Origin of the sequence: Schlesneria paludicola DSM 18645, from assembly GCF_000255655.1 — a bacterium.
Taxonomy (GTDB): domain Bacteria; phylum Planctomycetota; class Planctomycetia; order Planctomycetales; family Planctomycetaceae; genus Schlesneria; species Schlesneria paludicola.
Genome location: NZ_JH636434.1, coordinates 3,316,162 through 3,334,112, shown reverse-complemented (window position 1 = coordinate 3,334,112; position 17,951 = coordinate 3,316,162). Strand labels below are relative to the sequence as shown.

10 protein-coding genes are annotated in these 17,951 nt (G+C 56.4%); 9 read left to right on the top strand and 1 reads right to left on the bottom strand.

Annotated features, from left to right (window positions below; all coding sequences use genetic code 11):
- Positions 1–7: 7 nt before the first annotated feature.
- Complete coding sequence (locus OSO_RS0116310; RefSeq protein ID WP_157605216.1) at positions 8–1,156, bottom strand: prenyltransferase/squalene oxidase repeat-containing protein; 1,149 nt, start codon at positions 1,154–1,156, stop codon at positions 8–10.
- A 499-nt stretch (positions 1,157–1,655) separates the two neighbouring features.
- On the opposite strand from OSO_RS0116310, the gene OSO_RS0116305 reads away from it, so the two are divergent.
- The 9 genes from OSO_RS0116305 (at position 1,656) to OSO_RS0116255 (ending at position 17,746) form a co-directional block, all read left to right on the top strand.
- On the top strand, positions 1,656–2,717 hold the full coding sequence (locus OSO_RS0116305) for an AAA family ATPase (protein WP_010584306.1): 1,062 nt from the start codon (positions 1,656–1,658) through the stop codon (positions 2,715–2,717).
- A 181-nt stretch (positions 2,718–2,898) separates the two neighbouring features.
- On the top strand, positions 2,899–3,813 hold the full coding sequence (locus OSO_RS0116300; protein ID WP_040591701.1) for a DUF58 domain-containing protein: 915 nt from the start codon (positions 2,899–2,901) through the stop codon (positions 3,811–3,813).
- A 132-nt stretch (positions 3,814–3,945) separates the two neighbouring features.
- Complete coding sequence (locus tag OSO_RS0116295) at positions 3,946–6,183, top strand: N-terminal double-transmembrane domain-containing protein (RefSeq protein ID WP_083842881.1); 2,238 nt, start codon at positions 3,946–3,948, stop codon at positions 6,181–6,183.
- Positions 6,184–6,486: 303 nt separating this feature from the next.
- Positions 6,487–9,345, top strand: coding sequence for a hypothetical protein (locus tag OSO_RS0116290; protein WP_157605215.1), 2,859 nt, complete (start codon positions 6,487–6,489; stop codon positions 9,343–9,345).
- A gap of 77 nt (positions 9,346–9,422) precedes the next feature.
- Positions 9,423–13,361, top strand: coding sequence for a hypothetical protein (locus OSO_RS0116285; RefSeq protein ID WP_010584302.1), 3,939 nt, complete (start codon positions 9,423–9,425; stop codon positions 13,359–13,361).
- A 70-nt stretch (positions 13,362–13,431) separates the two neighbouring features.
- Positions 13,432–14,598, top strand: a complete 1,167-nt coding sequence (locus tag OSO_RS0116280; protein ID WP_010584301.1) for a prenyltransferase/squalene oxidase repeat-containing protein — start codon at positions 13,432–13,434, stop codon at positions 14,596–14,598.
- Between the two features lie 34 nt (positions 14,599–14,632).
- On the top strand, positions 14,633–15,784 hold the full coding sequence (locus tag OSO_RS0116275) for a prenyltransferase/squalene oxidase repeat-containing protein (protein WP_157605214.1): 1,152 nt from the start codon (positions 14,633–14,635) through the stop codon (positions 15,782–15,784).
- Between the two features lie 325 nt (positions 15,785–16,109).
- Complete coding sequence (gene purE, locus OSO_RS0116260) at positions 16,110–16,610, top strand: 5-(carboxyamino)imidazole ribonucleotide mutase (protein ID WP_010584299.1); 501 nt, start codon at positions 16,110–16,112, stop codon at positions 16,608–16,610.
- The gene (locus OSO_RS0116255; RefSeq protein WP_010584298.1) at positions 16,607–17,746 is read left to right on the top strand and encodes a 5-(carboxyamino)imidazole ribonucleotide synthase; all 1,140 of its coding nucleotides are present in this window, start codon (positions 16,607–16,609) and stop codon (positions 17,744–17,746) included. Before purE ends, OSO_RS0116255 begins: the two co-directional genes overlap by 4 nt.
- The last annotated feature ends 205 nt before the right edge of the window (positions 17,747–17,951 follow it).

Below are 17,951 nucleotides of genomic sequence, written 5' to 3'. Positions count from 1 at the left end.
TCGTTTGTCAACGCTGGTAGATCGGCAGGATCTGATAGGGGGGCGTCAATGACAGCACACTGAGTGCCGTCGTGTAGACGTTGCCGTATTGCCCGTCACGATTCGATTCCGCCGACCATGATCCGTCTGGTTGCTGGTTGTCCAACTGGGTCGTCATCAACGTTGGAAAAAAACCGGCCCAGTATTCGCCACCCAGTTGAAACATGGCCTGGCTGCAGTAATAGGCGCTATAGTGATATCGCTCGGAATTGTGGACAAAGCGGTTATATCGATCGAATGGACGCTCCAGCAGCCATCTTCCGCCGGATCTGGCCATTTCACTGTCATGTTCGCCGCTAAGCGAGAGCAACAGGATTCCTCCACCGACCATGGCTCGCGTGATTTGATCCCGGACGTTGCGATGCCCATAAGAGAATGATCCATCCGATGGCACGTAGGCGCGACGGACATACTCCATCGCGTCTTGGATGTATTCGACCGGCACATCGAATTCGGCATTCCGGGCGGATCGAAGAAACATGACCTGCCACGCGGTCACCGACAAATCGGAATCGTTCTGGCTGACGGAATCCATGACCAGATAACGCCAGCCACCCTTGTCGTGTTTGTTCATTTTCCGCCGGGTTTGCTGCTGACGAGTAAACTTCAGGGCGGAGCGGATCGTCTCCGCCATCGGCTCGGAGTCATTTCCTTGGGTCATGCCGTAAACCTCCGTCAGCATCAATCCGGAAATGGCGTGATTGTAGATACTGGTCTTGTGTCGCTCGTCGGCCCATGTCCGATTTTCGATCGGCAGGTCGAAGATCAGGCCGTTCTCTTGTTGCTGACTGAGTACGAACTGAATGGCGCGATTGAGCGCTTTTCCGTAGGGACCCTCGTTGGGCAGGTGCCCGCGCGAGAGGAATGCCAGCACGCATAATGAGGTAATTCCCGGTTGCCCGGTCGGCGGCCCTGTAAACGAGCCATCGCGGCCCTGCTGCGTCGCCAGAAAGTCCAACCCGCGATCGACGGATTGATCCAACTGCCGCCATTGTTCACGAGTCAGCAATTCACTCGAAAGTGTTCGATCCTCACCGACACACAACCGCGAAAAGCCTGCTGCCACGAGAAGCGGCAGCAGGAACCATTCACGGGTTGGGGACTGTCGCATTTTCATCGCAGAAGTCGTATGCCACCGTGTGAGGTATTCGCAGCCAAGACACAAGTTGCCGATGAGGACGGGGCTGTCCCCCGCACTTCGAAGCGTGAACGGCTGCCGCAGAGACGGATCGTAAACAGTCTTTTGTGACAAATCCACTTGAGTCTGACAATCCGTCTCAGTCGCTGGATGTTTACTGGACACAACGCTAGGCTAACAAGGTGTTGATGTGATGCAGGGCGATTTCGTCACTTGCGGAATCGTTCATTGAGATACCTCGAATGTGCCTGCCTCGTGCACGTTTCACAGATGGCGTACCTTTTCACAGTTGGCGTACAAAGCGATGGCATCGCTGGACACACAAACAAGGACGTTTGTCTCGTGGGAACCCTGACCAGAAGGTATCTGCCTTTGGTGAGAGTCCACCTCGAGCGATCGTGGCGAGCGATCAACTCCGTCTGATGTTGTGCCAGTCAATCGACGTCGTGCTTTCCCGTACTTTTTACGGAACATTGGCATGTCGGATGAAGAACTCAGTAACGCGGCAGATATTCAGGCCATTGATGATCTGCACAAAAAGTACCAGGCGCTTCGCCAGCAGCTGGGCGGCGTCATCGTTGGGTTGGACGAGGTGATCGAACAGATGTTCGTGGCCATCTTGTGCCGCGGTCACTGTATTCTGGAAGGCATGCCTGGACTTGCGAAAACGTTGCTCGTTTCGACGTTGTCGTCGGTCCTGCAACTGCAATTCAAACGCATCCAGTTCACTCCCGATTTGATGCCCGCTGACATCACGGGGACGGATGTTCTGGAAGAAGACCGGACGACAGGCAAACGCGTGTTTCGCTTCGTCCAGGGACCGCTGTTCGGAAACATTATTCTGGCGGATGAAATCAATCGAACGCCGCCCAAAACGCAAAGCGCACTTCTTGAAGCGATGCAGGAACACCAACTGACGATTGGGGGGCAAACCTATGCCCTGCCGGAACCATTCTTCGTCCTGGCGACGCAGAATCCGATCGAACAGGAAGGAACATACCCGCTGCCCGAAGCGCAGCTCGATCGATTCCTGCTCAAGCTGAAACTGGGGTATCCAACGGTCGAGCAGGAAATCGAGATCTGCAAGCGTGCAACAACCGAATATCAGTTTCCGTTGCAGCCCCAATTGACTGCCAGTGACCTGTTGAAGCTGCAATCGCTGGTGCGCAAAGTACCCGTGGCGGACTCGGTCTATCAATACGCCACACAGTTCGTTCGCATGACGCGCCCTGAAGAAGGGAGCCTGCCGGAATCTATCCAGGACCATGTGCAGTGGGGGGCCGGGCCGCGGGCGTCAATTTGTTTGATTCTAGCGGCCAAGGCGCGTGCCATCCTGCATAAGCGGTATCACGCCACGACCGCCGATGTGAACGCGATGCTGATCCCCGTACTTCGTCATCGAATCATTCCGACGTTCAACGCCGAAGCGGCGGGACGCACTACGGACGACATCATTCGTGAAATTGACCTGCGTGTTCGCGGTAAGACGCAGAAAGTGTCACCCATCGCCAAAACATTCCTGGGGAAAAGTCGCGGATAGCCAGCCTGTGGCAATCCAGGGAGCGGGCTCTGCCCAGAGTTGAAAATGCCGTGACTTCGTGAACACCAAGTTGACTGTCCCTCTGGCGTATTCCCAACTCGTTCTTCCATCGGCTGCGCTGAGGATCACTGCGTCTCGGACCTTGAACAATTGAGATTCGAATCTTCCAAAGGGCGCTGACGTGATAACCCCGATTCCCTTTGACTCGAGCCTGCTTGATTCTCGCGTGTTGTCGCGGATCGGTCATCTCGAACTTGTGTCGCAGCGACTGGTCGACGGCGTCATCACGGGCCGACATCGCTCCAAGCATCAAGGGGGAGTCTGCGAGTTCGCCGAGCATCGCGACTATTCAGCGGGCGACGAAGTACGACTGATCGATTGGAAACTCGTTGCGAAAAGTGACCGCTATTACATCAAGCGTTATGAAGAAGAGACCAATCTTCAGGTCATGATGATTCTGGATACCAGTGGCTCGATGGGCTTCGGGTTGTCCACGCTTTCCAAGTTTGATTTCGCACGTGTTGCGTGCGCCTGTCTGTCACGTCTCATCCTTCGTCAACGCGATTCCGTGGGGTTGGCTCTCATTGACCAGACCGTCGCGCGCTTCGTACCACCGCGTGCCAATGCGGGGCATCTGCAGGCGCTGTGCGATGCATTGCGTCATGGTTCACCTGGAGAAACAACGTCGCTGGCCGACGGACTCTTGCAGGTCGCCCGCAGAATCCGCCGCCGCGGAATCTTCATGGTCTGGACCGACGCATTTACCGAACGCGGGGCACTCATGAAGTCGATTCAGCATCTGCGCCAGCGAGGTCACGAAGTCGTCTTGATGCATGTCCTCGCTCCGGAAGAAACCTCGTTTCAGTTCGATGAATGGTCGCAGTTCGAGTGTCTTGAAACCGAATCGGTTCGCATCAAAGTTGATCCGGCTTCCGTTCGTAAACGTTATCTCGAGCAGTTCGGGCAGTTCTTGAAAGAGATCAAACAGGACTGCCTGCGTTTAGGGTGTGAATATCGCTGTCTACAAACGGACGAACCGCTCGGTGAAGTCCTGGCCGAATTTCTCCATCGCCGCATGGCTTTGTCGAAGTCGTAGCGCAATGGTCGTCGTTCAATGGTCTCGTGTCGGGCCTTCAAGTTCGTGATCGTTTCGAAATCGTGTCCACCGCATCGTGTCCACCGCATCGTGTCCACCGCATCGTCATGACAAATCCAGAATGGTCCGGAAATGACCTTTTTAAGCATGATGTTCGTTTCGGCTTTACCGCTGGTCGCGGCACCGATCGTGATTCATTTGCTGTTTCGACGTCAGAAGAAGGTGATCCGATGGGGCGCGATGCAGTTTTTGCTCGACGCTCAACGCCGCCGTCGCCGCATCTCGAGAATCGACGATTGGTTTCTAATGCTCTTACGGTGTGCGGCCCTTTTGTTTCTCGTACTGGCTTTGGCACGACCAATGGTTCGTGCGGCATGGGTAGGAAAGGCACCGCACCGCGACGTGATTCTCGTTCTCGACGTTTCCCTGACAATGGGTCGGGATTCCGGCCCAACAACGCCGTTTGAACGATTGCATCGAAAGCTGACCGAGATCGCGAAACATCTCACCAGCACTGACGCGGTGCATATCGTGCTTGCGGCCAGTACGCCGCAGTGGCAAACAACCGAACCACTGGCTGGCGACTCGGCGGCATTCGGCCAATTGTGCCAACGCGTGCAGCGCATGAGTCCCAGCCTGGGGCCCGCCGACTTGATGGGGACGATCGAACAGGCGCTGGCCGTCGAAACCGGCCGACAGTCACGCTCGCGGATCGTGACGGTCGTTACCGATTGCCGTCAACATGGTTGGCCTGCCGATTGCCGGATTGCTGCGGCTCGCTTGCAGCAGCAGATCGCCGGATCGAGATTTCCCACCGTCATCAACGTCGTCGATGTGGGTGAGAGCGCGGATCGTGCCATCAATATTGGGCTCGAAGGTCTCGAGACCGATCGCGTTCTCGCGGGAATCGGAGAGACCATTGAATTTCGAGCCCGCCTCAAAAACTATGGAGCGATCCGGGTCGAGTCGTGTTCGCTGCAATGGAGCTGTGACGGAGATTCCTTCAACGTCTCCTTTGCGGAAGCCCTGGACCCTGGGCAGACAACCACCGTCCAGATTCAGCATGCGTTTGATCAATCGGGAGAATACGCGGTCAATTGTCATGTGGATTACCGAGACGAACTTCTGTCGGACAATGACGCAAAGGTCATCCTTGAAATACGAGATAAGGTCCCCGTCTTGATCGTGGGGCCCTCTGAGCGCTCAGACCCTGTGTGGGACGAGTCTCAGTACGTATTGGCCGCGTTGGGGAATCGGCAACAGGCAGGGAACTCCAGTCAAGACAGCCGCTTCTTTGAGGCGAAACTGGTCGACATCACAGAATTTCAATCGACGGCGCTCTCAGGCTACGCCGTAATTGTGTTCACCGTCACGCCCCCATTTACCGATGCGCTTGCTGAACGAGTGACACAGTTCGTGGCGAGCGGTGGCGGACTTTGGCTGGCGCTCGGGATGGACTCGGATGCTGACGCATTCAATCAGCATTTTGCCGCGAGCGAAGAAGGTCTCTCGCCCGTGCTTGTCGGTGCTGTCCTTGGCAAAGACGACCATGAAGAGACGTTCGTCACGGTCCATCCTCCTGCTGTCACGCATCCTGCTACGGGATTGCTGGGCGACACGGTGCGACTCGATATTCGTGATGCAAAGATCTTTCGCCGGTATGAACTGAAAGCCAACTCGGCGACAAAACCCTCAATCTTGCTTGAGACCGGTGATGGACAAATCCTGGCGGTCGAACGATTTCATGGTGCAGGACGAGTGATCATCCAGGCGTTTCCCCTGACGCGGTCATGGAGCAACATGACCCTCTGCAAATTGTTCGTCCCCTATGTTCAGGAGTGGCTGCGTTATCTATCGCAGCCATCGGCCGTCTTTCGGAATCTCTCGATGAACTCACCCCTTGTCCTTAAGCAAGGATTGCTGAAACAAGGACGCGATGCGACCGAAGGCAAGGCCCTGCTCAAAGCGCCATATCAAGAGCCGCTGTCGATCATGCCCGATGTCGAAGCCGAGGAATTGATCTATCGGTATTTTGGTACCGCGTTCCCAGGCGATTACTCCATCAACCTTGGAGGTGACACAAATCGTGTTGCGAGATTCTACGTCAATCGAGACCCTGATGAATCGGACCTCACGGAATTGACGGCGACTCAGCGAACGGAACTTACCAGTGTGCCCAACTTGCACTTCGTCACGAACCCATTGGAATGGCCATCCACCGTCACGACCTCGTCCGCGCAAGCACCTGTGTGGAGCTGGTTCTTGCTCGGCTTGATCCTGTTGATCCTGACCGAATTGTTTTCTGTCTGCTGGTTCGCCTGGCGTAAACATTTGATTGCCCAGTTCCCCGCAGCCGTCGCCAGTTCATAACGCATCGATGTTCCTCGTTGCCGAGCCCCCGCCTGGCATCGCTTTCTACACCCCAGAAATGTGTTCGACGGTTCCTGGCTGCCTTCCTGCCTGACAGAAAACAAGATCGGAAGAGGCGTCACCAAGCGGGAGCTTGGTAACGAGGAAAAGATGGGTTAGCAAGCGGGTGCCTGGTAACGAGGAAACATCCACCAACCTGACGCTTCTCGGGGTTTCCAACGCCAAACAGCCCAACGAGACTCCAAACGCTTCCGACAGATTTGCCACGATTCCACCCGCGTTCACGACAGATCGATGTGATCCATGAATTGGTCTCCCCTACATTCCATGCTGACGTCTGTTACGACTGCGGCCAACGCGACCGGCCCCGAAACGTCCCAGCGGCTGACGTTTCAGGGGCTCCTCACCATCGGGTCCGCGATCGCACTTGGCGTCGTACTAGCGGCCATTTGTGCCATCACGCTTTGGTTGGAAGCTCGTTTTAGTGGAAAGCGGTGGGTCCAATGGTTCTTGCCCTTGCGCATTGTCGTGCTGGGAATGACGCTCTGGATGTGCCTGGAACCGACGCAGACGACGGTGACGCGCCGTTCTGAACGCAAGACGCTGGCGATCGTCGCTGACATCAGCGGCAGTATGGAGACCGTGGATTCATCCGACCCCGCCAAGGATCGTCGTTGGGCCATCGCGAGCCATCCCGCCGACACCATCCGGCTTGTCTCGTTGTGTGATCGGCTGCTGGTTTCGACGACCGAAGCCAGGAGATGCCTGCAGCAGGCGCAAAAACTGAGTGAGTCACATCGGGCGTTCGAAGCACTGCGTGAACAGGTGAACTTGGCATTGAAAGCCGCGGAAAACTCGCAATTGCTGTACGGCTCAATCTTGAATTCGTCAGAACCGCTACTGCTGTCCGAGAAAGCTTCGATCGAAAAGAATCTCGCAACCCTGCGTGACGAGATCATTCCCTCGTTTCAGCAATTGTCACAACAGGCTCGGTCAGGCGCTTCGTCACAACAAGTCCAATCGACAATGATTCGAACATTGCTCACACAACTTGACCACGAAATCAAATTCGATCGAAAACTAGCGGGGCTCGCCATCGATAACGACTTGGCAAATGGAGGCGCGGCATCCTTCGCGACAGCCTCGAAACCTCGCAGCCGTCGCGAATGGATTAACAACGTTTTAGACTGTGCGGAATCCAGTTGGCTGAGCCGCGTTGAACGAGAGACGCACATTCAACGCTGGGCCTTTGACCATCAAATTGGTCCTATTGTCGACAAGGATTGGAAGCGACTTGGGGCGGCCTCACCGCAGGTTCCTTTGGATGGACCACCCATGACAAATCTCAGTTCCGTGCTGGAATTGATTGGACGAACTGCGGCGACTGATCGCATTGAGGCCGTTGTGCTGCTCTCTGACGGGCGGCATACCGACACCTCTGGACGCAACCCGCAAGACGTCGCCGCCAGCCTTGGTCACGTACCATTCTATGTCATCGCGGTCGGCGATGATCGCCTGATGCGAGACATCGAACTTCATCGAATTGACGCTCCGCGTGCCGTGGCCAAAAACGACAAGATCGTCATTGAATCTTTGGTGACCGCGTCCGACTGTCTCGGTGAAACGATTCAGATCGAGCTCGTTGCCAAGGATGCTTCGCGGAATGAAGAAGTTCTTGACCGTCAGCAGTTCACACCGCAAACGACGCGTGCCGACCACCCTGTCTCGTTCACGACCACACGTAGCGAACTCGGCCGTTATGAGTACACAGTGCGCGTGGTTCCGGTCGCCGACGAAGTCTCCGAGAACAACAATGAAGAATCGATCACTGTCGACGTGATCGAAGACGTGATCAATGTGCTTTTGGCCGACAACAGTCCACGCTGGGAATTTCGCTTTCTGTCGAACCTGTTTGAACGTGATCCGCACATCAAACACCATCAATTGATCTTTCATCCCACTCCGGCCGGGACCGGAGAATTCGTCGACAATGTGCAATTGCCCGTCGAACTGGATGGATGGAGCCGCTACCGCGTGGTGATTCTTGGGGATCTGCTCGCCTCGCAATTGTCCGATGCAAGTCAACGTTCACTGCGAGAATATGTTTCGCAGCGCGGGGGGACTCTCGTCCTGATCGCCGGGCCCGAATCGATGCCACAGGCTTTTGCGAGTGCACCTCTCGCCGAACTCTTGCCTGTCGTTGCGACATCGGCATCCGAAAGCGACGCGGCCTACTCTGTCGTCCCGACTGCCGAAGGCAGAATGTCGTCCGCGGTTCAGGTCTCGGATGATCTCTCGACAACCGAACGGGTGTGGAGCGAGGCATTCCAGTTCAATCCATTGAACTGGCTCTCTGCGTACCGCATCCCCAAGCCGTCGGCGCACACCCTCTTGCGAGTCGTGCCGCTGAAGAATCCCGATCAACAAGAGAAGCCAGACGCGTTCCTCTGCTGGCAGAACGTTGGACGAGGCAAAGTTGCGATGATCTCGGCCCCGGCGACGTACCGCTTGCGTGCCCGCCATGGCGATCGGTTTCATCACGCGTTCTGGGGCCAATTTTTGCGATGGGCGATGGCCTCGGAATTGGCGGGTGGTTCCAAGACCGTGAGAATCAGTGCGGACAAAGAGCACTATGATTCGGGCGAGCCTGTTCAGATTACCGCGCAGTTACACGACACCGATGGTGAACCTCTTCGACTGGCCAAGATCCAGGCCGTCGCCCGAATCAAAGACACCGAGATTGCCAAGGTCGACCTGGAACGTGACGAAAAGATTCCAGGCCGCTATCTCGGTCGTTTCGATCGCCTCATCGATGGACAGATTCTAATTCAACCCGTTGGTGAGGACGTGAAATCACTGCTCAGTCGCGAAGGATTTCAGGGCGTCGTTTCCGCAACGATCACAGTCGCTCGAGATGTGAATGCCGAAACGCATGATTTGCGAAGCGATCCGGTGCTGCTGGCGCGCATTGCGGAATTGACCGGTGGCCAGATCATTCCGCCCACGGTCTTGTGCGACCTTCCCAACCTGGTCTCACTTGCGCCACGAATCATCGAAAGCGAAACGCACCAGCCTATGTGGAACCGTTGGTGGTGTCTGTGGCTGATCAGCGGCTGCCTCATTCTGGAATGGATTGTCAGAAAACAGACAAATCTGCTTTAGTTGGGGTTCCACTTCCTGTTACGATCATTGCCGATCGAAAAAGCGTCAAGCGTTCCGCCGGATCTGAAAGGGCAACCATGTCCACCTCACCAATTGTCGTGCCGCGCTTGATCGATCGAAAACTGAATGCCGTTCGTGGACGCGAACAAGCCATGCGCGTGCTCTCGGGAGCCCTCGTCTCCACGACGCTCTTTTGCGTGTTGCTGCTGGGGGCGATGGCTGTGGACTGGCTGTCGACGCCGTTCTCTCTCATGATTCGCGTGCTGATCACTTTGACCGCATTGATCTGCGGTACGTTGGGTGCCGCCGCATACGTGTTGCGGCCGTTGCTGATTCGGCCGTCGATGCCGCACGTTGCCGGAATGGTCGAAGCCTCGGTTCCGCAACTGGAAGAACGCTGGACCACAATCACGGATCTTTCCAACAGTCACGATCCCCCTGAGGTCCGCGGATCGTCGATTCTGATCGGACAGGTCGCACACGAGGCCGAGCACCTTGGTCACCTCGTCGATCCTCTGCAGGTCGTTTCACCTCGACGACTGAAGTCCAACGCGAACTGGTTGGTGGGCGCACTCGCCGTCATGCTTTGTGCATGGCTCGTCGATGCATCGCAGATGTCGGTGTTGTGGCAACGCTTCTGGCGACCGACCAGCGAGATCAGTCTGACGAAGGTCACGACACCTGACATGAAGTCGACGGTTCCCAAGTTTGAATCCACCACGATCATTGCGCGGCTTGAAAATCGAATCCGGCGTGAGGCGACGATCTGGATTCGGGACGATGCCGGACATGTTTCAAAGTTGCCGATGGTTCCCGTTGCGAATCAGCCGGAAAACTTCGCGTTCCATCTGAGTTCGGTCGAGCGACCATTCGAATTTCGCGTTCGCGCCGGTGACGGACAATCGCCCTGGCAGCAGGTCGCGATCGCAGAACGTCCGCGCATCGAGAGCGTCGATTTTCAGATCATTCCTCCTGCCTATAGCCGGCTTCCGATCGTTCAGCAAAATGGATTGCCACGTCGATCACGCGCTCTCGCTGAAAGCCGCCTGCGTCTCAGCATTCAGGCCAGCGAGCCACTGAAGGAATTGCGCCTAGTCCTTTCGGACCAGACCTCGATTCCTGTCGTGGCCGATGTGAACGGAGTGTTTCACTTTGAACAAGAGCTCAAGGACGACCTTTCGTTCACCGTTCAGATGGTCAGTCAACACGGGCTGAAGAATGAAAAGCCACCCACGTGCCAGATCGTGACGTACGCCGATCAATTTCCGACCGTCAATCTGACCAGTCCGCTTGATGATGTCGTTGTGCGTCCTGACGACAAGATCGCCATCGAGTTCACGGCCAAGGATGACTTTGGGATCGCCAAGGCGGAACTTGTCGTTAAAGACGAGACCAATCCCGATGCCGAGCCACTACAGGTGATCGAGATCCCGTTGGGAAATCAGCAGGGCGAACCCGAGGTACAGGGGAAGATGCAGCTCGATCTAAAGGACCTGAAACTCAAACGCGGCGCACAGCTCAGCTATTCCGTTCGCGTCTTCGATACCAAGGACAGTTCCGCGGTCGGGGATCAGATGGCTTCGAAAGATCGCAAGCCCGCATCGAATCACAATTCCGATCCGAAAGAATCACACGACGCCACTGCCAAGGCGAGTCCACCATCATCGTCCGCTTCCTCTGCCGACACGTCGAATCAAGACCCTGCCCAGAAGTCGGAGACAGAGAACGCGACTGCCGAAAGTGCGCCGGCCGAGACCCGTGAATCTGACCAGATCGCAAAGGCCGACGACACCAACCCGGCGCAGGATCAGAATCCAGGGCAACCAAAGTCCGACCAATCATCGCAGTCTTCGGCCTCATCTCCATCGCAGTCGACTGCCTCGACCAAGCCGAACGAATCCAAGGACGAAGAAACGCCACAAGTTCGTCAAGAAATTGCACCACGTCCTGCCGATTCGATGACGCGTCGAAATGCCCTGGGGCAATGTTCCAGTTGTCGCCCCAAAAGTTTGAAGATCGATGAATGGGCCGGTTCCTTCGAAGGTCAGATGCGTGAAAAACTAGAGATTGCAATCGAAGACTTTCTGCAGCGATTGGACGCGGCACTAAGCAACGGCGAACTCGAAAATCGAACTCTGATCGATCAGTTCGCGAAGAACTCGGCCTGGGACCAGTCGCTAGATCAGTCCGTTCGAAAGGCCGTTGGACACTTGACGAAAGCAAGCGAAGTCGCAGTTGAACTGGCCTCGAAGAGTTCCGCGACACCGTACGCTTTTATGGCCCTGCAACTGGCCGAGATCGACGAACGTCACATGTCCCGGGCGACAACGGTCCTGCGTGAGGTCGCAAAGGCCGAACCTGATCGACAGGCGCAAGACCTGCAGGTCTCATTCACCCACATTCGTCGCGCTCGCGAGATGCTGGCCAAACTCACTCGCACTTATGAAGGCGTGAAAGTCAATCACCAGCTCGCCGATGCGATGGAGCATATCAAGAAGATGCATCAGGTTTTTCTGGAAGATTCGTTCAAGCTGCTGGGGAACTCACGTCCGACGATCAATCCACAGAATCGCAAATTCTTGGAACTTGATCTGGATGACGAGTTCCGTCGAAAGTTGAAGGAACTGCTCGAGAAAAAACGCGACATCCAGGCCCAGCTTGCAAAACTGCTTGCGGAAGATCCAAACCTGCTGCGGCGGTTTATGGCCCAAACCCGCCTCGATGCGGACTCGCTTCGCGATCAGATGACGATCAACGCACGTAAACAAGACCAATTGCAACAAGAACACCGGGCCTTCGCGGCCGCGAAAGAGAACCCCGCCGATGCGGATATCGGTCAAATCTGGAAGACGCGCTTGGTCGAAGAAGCCGATGAAATTCGGCAGGCGACTGCAACAATGTCCGAAAACTTCGAGACGTGGCTGCCGAAGGATCTGAATCAGGACGAGAAATTCGTCCGCTCCTTACGACAGCAGCTAGAGCAGCTGACTGTGGCGACACAGCAATTGGAAGCCAAGGCTGCGACCAACGAGGAAGCGACCGCCGAAGCGAAGCAGGTCTATGACTTGCTGCAAACGCTTGAAGCCGATTTGTCCAGTCTCGCAGATGAACATCCTGACTTGCCGAAGCTGATGACGCATGTCACGAATCGACTGGTAGAAGCGGCAAAACTGACCACACTGGTTTCTGGTTGGATCACCAAAGCAAAAGCGTTTCAAGACAAACAATGGGATACACTGGCCCTGGTGGACCAATCCCGGCTGACAAACGACACCGCCGAAATGACTAACAAGATTGGAAACTTGCGATCATGGATGTCTGGCTTGAGCCCCGATATTGCGCAAATGGCCAAAGAGATGAGCGAGACGCTCGAGAACGAACTGCTTGTCGAGCAGGTTGCGGTGGAAGAACTTTTGGCCGAGCATCAATTAAATGAAGCAATCGAGCACCAGGGAAAAGCGATCGAACGATTCGCGACGGCCGAGCAGCAGTTTGACGTGCTGTTGAAAGCCATCATCGCCCATCTCGACGCACAACCCGTCAACACGAAGCCAAGCCTTGATGGTGTCGAACCAGAATCGATCGAGGAATTGCTCGCGATGTTGGAAGACGAAAAGCTGGCCGCCGAAGGATTGGGGATCCCCTGCTGTCGCCCCAATAATCTTTCCATCGTGAAGGATTGGATGTCGCCCTCGAAAGGCAATATGGGCGGGATGATGGCCTCGGGAGCTCAAGCACAGGCACAGAACGCACAGCGGATGGCGGGTCAGTTCCAAAAAGCCGCGGTTGTTCGCAAGAAAAGACTGACCGATGCCGCGGTCGCGGCAGGCGCCGAAGCCCAGAATGCCGGTCGTGGTCGCCATGTCAATCCACGTTGGAACACCCTGGCTTCCAAGCTGGACGATGGCCTGAAACAAGTGCGCGGGCAGTCACCGCCTGAAAAATACCGATCGGCCATCGAGCACTATTTTGAAATGATTTCGGGTGGTGAGACCACGCCTGCACCGAAAAAGTGAGTCTTCGCTGGTTGGGTCGCCCATCGGATAAAACTCAGAAATAAAGGGCCGCCTCGCGCGGAATAACCGTATGAGCCGTGACTGGGCAACATGGTCGCTGCGCATCGTCATCGCGTCCGTGATGATTCTGCTGTTGCCGTTCGGACACCTGGCTGATGTGCGGGCCGGGGAACGTGTTCGTACCCGAGCGCAACGGGATCTGCTGAGCTCAACCGAATGGAAACGTCTGGATGATGCCATTGATCGCGCGCTCTCCTATCTGGCCTCGCGACAGTCACCGGATGGGGCATTCACGACCGCACCCGTGGGGCAACCGGCCATTACCAGTCTTTGCATTCTGGCGTTCCTGTCCCGCGGACATGCACCGCGCGAAGGCCAATATGGAGCCCAGCTCGATCGGGCCATTGAATATGTGCTGGCTCAGCAGCAGGACAACGGTTTGATTTTTGCGATGCCGATCGAACCCGTTTGGCAAGGGAGCAAGCCATCACATACGGGAATTTACAATCATGCCATCGCGGGTTTGATGCTCGGCGACGTGTACGGCATGACGGAATCCACTCAGCACGAGCGAATCGCGCAAGCCATCAAGTCGGCAGTCCGATTCACGCGCGAGCAGCAAGAACGTCCCAAGCGGACGGAGTTCGACAAAGGTGGCTGGCGATATCTTGCCGGAAGCCCTCATCTACCGAACGACTCCGATCTGACGGTGACGGCCTGGCAGTTGATGTTTCTGCGGTCTGCCCGGAATGCGGAATTCGATGTGCCGAAAGAGTACATGGACGAGGCGATGGCCTATATCCGGCGATCATTCAATCCGAGTACGGGCACATTCCACTACGCTCAGCTTGCACCTGAAACGCACCACTCGCGTGCTGTCGCGGGGTGCGGGATCCTGGCGCTATCGCTGGGGGGCGAGCATGAATCCGAGATGGCCCGGGCGTCGGGTGAATGGATCTTGAAACGTCCGCTCGATCAGTACAACCGCACGGAAAACCACCACGAACGCTATCACTACAGCGCGTATCACTGTAGTCAGGGAATGTTTCAATTGGGGGGAGACTATTGGACTCGCTTTTATCCCCCGATGATGCGGACGCTGCTCGACAATCAACTCGGCGATGGATCGTGGCCCGCGGAACTTCGCGAGGACTATCTGGGCAGCGTCTATTCGACGTCCCTCGCCGTTCTGACGTTGACGCCGCCCTATCAACTATTGCCGATTTTCCAACGTTGAACGCCAAGCTTTTCAGATGAACGGGGTCGTTCCAGTGAAACTGAATGAGCGAATCAACTTTCGCAGCACGTTTATCATCACGGGTTGCCTGCTTGCGATCTCGGGAGTTGCCGCCGAGCCCGTGCCCGCCGAGCCGACGTCCGATCTGATGACGTCCGTCGAATGGAATCGACTCGACGCCTCCGTCGATCGTGCTCTGGCGTTCCTGGCGACGACGCAAATGTCCGATGGGTCGTTCCAGGCTCCTGATTTGGGTCAGCCGGGCATCACCAGCCTCTGCGTCATGGCATTTCTGGCTCGCGGACATGTCCCAAGCGAGGGACGGTACGGGATTCAACTCGAGCGAGCCATTGATTTTGTCCTCAGCCAGCAGCAGGAAAATGGTCTGCTATTCAGCCTGCCGATTGGACAGATCTGGCAGTATGGCACACCGTCACACACCGGGTTGTACAACCATGCCATCGCCGGACTGATGCTTAGCGAAGTCTACGGGATGACCCAGCACGAACAGCAGACGCGGATCAAACAGGCGATTCACTTGGCGCTGGCGTTGACGCGTGAACATCAATTGCGACCCAAGCGGAATGCAGGCGATCGCGGAGGATGGCGGTACCTGGGCGCCTACACAACGCTGAAAAGCGATGCCGATTTGTCGATGAGTTCGTGGCAATTGATGTTCCTACGATCCGCACGGAATGCCGAATTCGACGTCAGTAAAGAGTGGATCGATGACGCGATGGGCTATGTCCGCCGCTCATTCAATCCCAACCTGAAATCGTTTCTGTACTGTCGGCTGCCGCCCGGCGATAACACGACACGCGCGATCGTGGGCAGCGGAATTCTGTCACTCTCGTTGGGGGGCGAGCATCAAACTGAGATGGCCAAGGCCGCGGGAGAATGGGTTTTGGAACATCCTTTCGACGACTACAACCGCGTGCAGTCGGATCAGGAACGCTATCATTACAGTGTCTACTACTGCAGTCAGGGCATGTTTCAATTGGGCGGTAACTACTGGGCTCGTTTCTACCCGCCTTTGATGCGGGTCCTGCTCAAGAATCAACTCGCGGACGGATCATGGCCTGCGGAATCGCATCGCGACCAAATGTTCGGCAACACCTACACAACCTCACTCGTCGTTCTGTCGCTCACGCCCCCATATCAACTGCTGCCCATCTACCAGCGGTGACGTCGGCCTTTAGCGGCACAGAAGCAAGGCATCGGCTACACGCGATATCCGACGAGCAGTGAGACCGACAAGTGAAGACCGCGCTCCGCGACAAGTCGCGGTTCGTCGAAGAATTTTGAGGCGACGAAGAATCGCGGTCTAACGAATTCTTCAATCGCTTCCATTCATGACGAAATGGACAGAAAACGTCGATCCGGTCTGCTTGATCCTGAACTTTCGCCGATGGCCGCTTGAACTTACGGACAGAATCGCCAACATGACGTTGCAAAAGCTTGTCATTCGGGCAAGTTGACGACCTCTGTTTTTCGCGCCGACAGGACGATTGATGACCGATTCCAGCCCGCCCGCCCCCCTTGTCGGGGTGATTATGGGTAGCCGATCCGATTGGGAAACGATGCGACATGCATCCGAAATGCTGACGGAATTCGGCGTGCCGCACGAGTGCCGGATCGTTTCTGCGCATCGGACCCCGGAACTGATGTGTGAATACTCGGCGGCCGCCGAAACGCGAGGATTGGAAGTCATTATCGCTGGGGCCGGTGGTGCGGCGCACTTGCCGGGCATGGTGGCGTCGCAAACCGTCCTGCCGGTCCTGGGTGTCCCCGTTCAAAGCAAAGCCCTCAACGGATTAGACTCGTTGCTTTCCATCGTGCAGATGCCCGGGGGGATTCCCGTCGGCACCCTGGCGATTGGCGAAGCCGGTGCGAAAAACGCCGGTCTGCTGGCAGTACGTGTGCTGGCCGCATCACGGCCAGAGCTACGAACCAAACTTCACGAATTCCAAACACGACAACGAGATCGCGTATTGGGAGATACGCTCCCATGACAAAACCAATTCTTCCCGGCGCCACCCTGGGTGTGCTCGGCAGCGGTCAACTCGGTCGCATGTTCACGATCGCCGCGCGACGCCTGGGCTATCGCGTTCACGTGTTGTCGCCCGATCACGAGACTCCCACGGGGCAGGTGGCGGATCTTGAAATTCAAGCCGACTACCACGACCTGGATCGCGTGGCGGAATTCGCCAAAGGCGTTTCGGTCGTCACATTTGAATTTGAAAATGTGCCAGCGGAAACCACCGAAGTTTGTAATCGGTTCGGCCCCGTTCGCCCGGCCGGCAGTGTGCTCTACACGTCACAAAATCGTCTACGAGAAAAAACGTTTCTGCGTGATGCGGGATTGCCCGTCACCCCGTTTGTCTCTGTGACATCGGTCGACGAACTCCTCGCTGGACTCAAAAAGCAGGGAATCCCATCCGTTCTGAAGACCGCCGACTGGGGCTACGACGGCAAAGGCCAGGTCGTCATTCGATCGGTCGATGCCGCCGCCACCGCTTGGGCATCACTGAACGTCCCGAAAGCCATTCTGGAATCGTTCATCGATTTCGATTGCGAAATCTCCGTCGTCGCCGCACGCGGACTCGATGGCCAGTTCGTTAGCTACGGTCCAATCGGGAACGCACACCACAATCACATCCTGGATGTGTCCGTCTGTCCGGCGAGGGTTCCTGCATCGGTCGCGAAGCAAGCAATCGAAATCGCCCGCGCGGTGGTCGAATCGCTTAACGTCGTCGGGGTCCTGTGCGTCGAATTCTTCGTCACACGCTCGGGCGAACTGCTGATCAATGAAACGGCACCGCGACCCCACAATTCAGGCCATCTGACGATCGACGCCCACGTGACCTGCCAATTCGAGCAGCAAGTGCGCGCGATTTGTGGTTTGCCGCTCGGTTCGTCAGAGCTTCGCTCGCCATCTGCCATGGCGAATCTGCTGGGCGATGTCTGGGAGCCTGGTGAGCCGAATTGGCCCGCTGCGCTCGCGCATCCGAATTTGAAGTTGCATCTGTACGGCAAGCAGGCCGCACGAATCGGTCGAAAAATGGGCCACCTGACCGTGTTGTCTGACAACGTCGATGAGGCCGAGCAGACCGCTCGCGCCGCCCGTGATGCCCTGATGTGGCGGTAACGGCATCGCCACCTGCAGTGTTTCGAACGGTGCGGTGTTCCGAACAGGGTGAGGTTTCGCGGCGAATTGCATCTCGCTGCCGGGGACTTCATACTGCACGGGCCATTGCCGCGGCGAACATTTCCTCGATTGAAAGGGTGGGTTCTGTGCCATCGTTCAATTGACGCGTTCGCCTGGCGACGTCGTAGCGATGATCGACCGATTC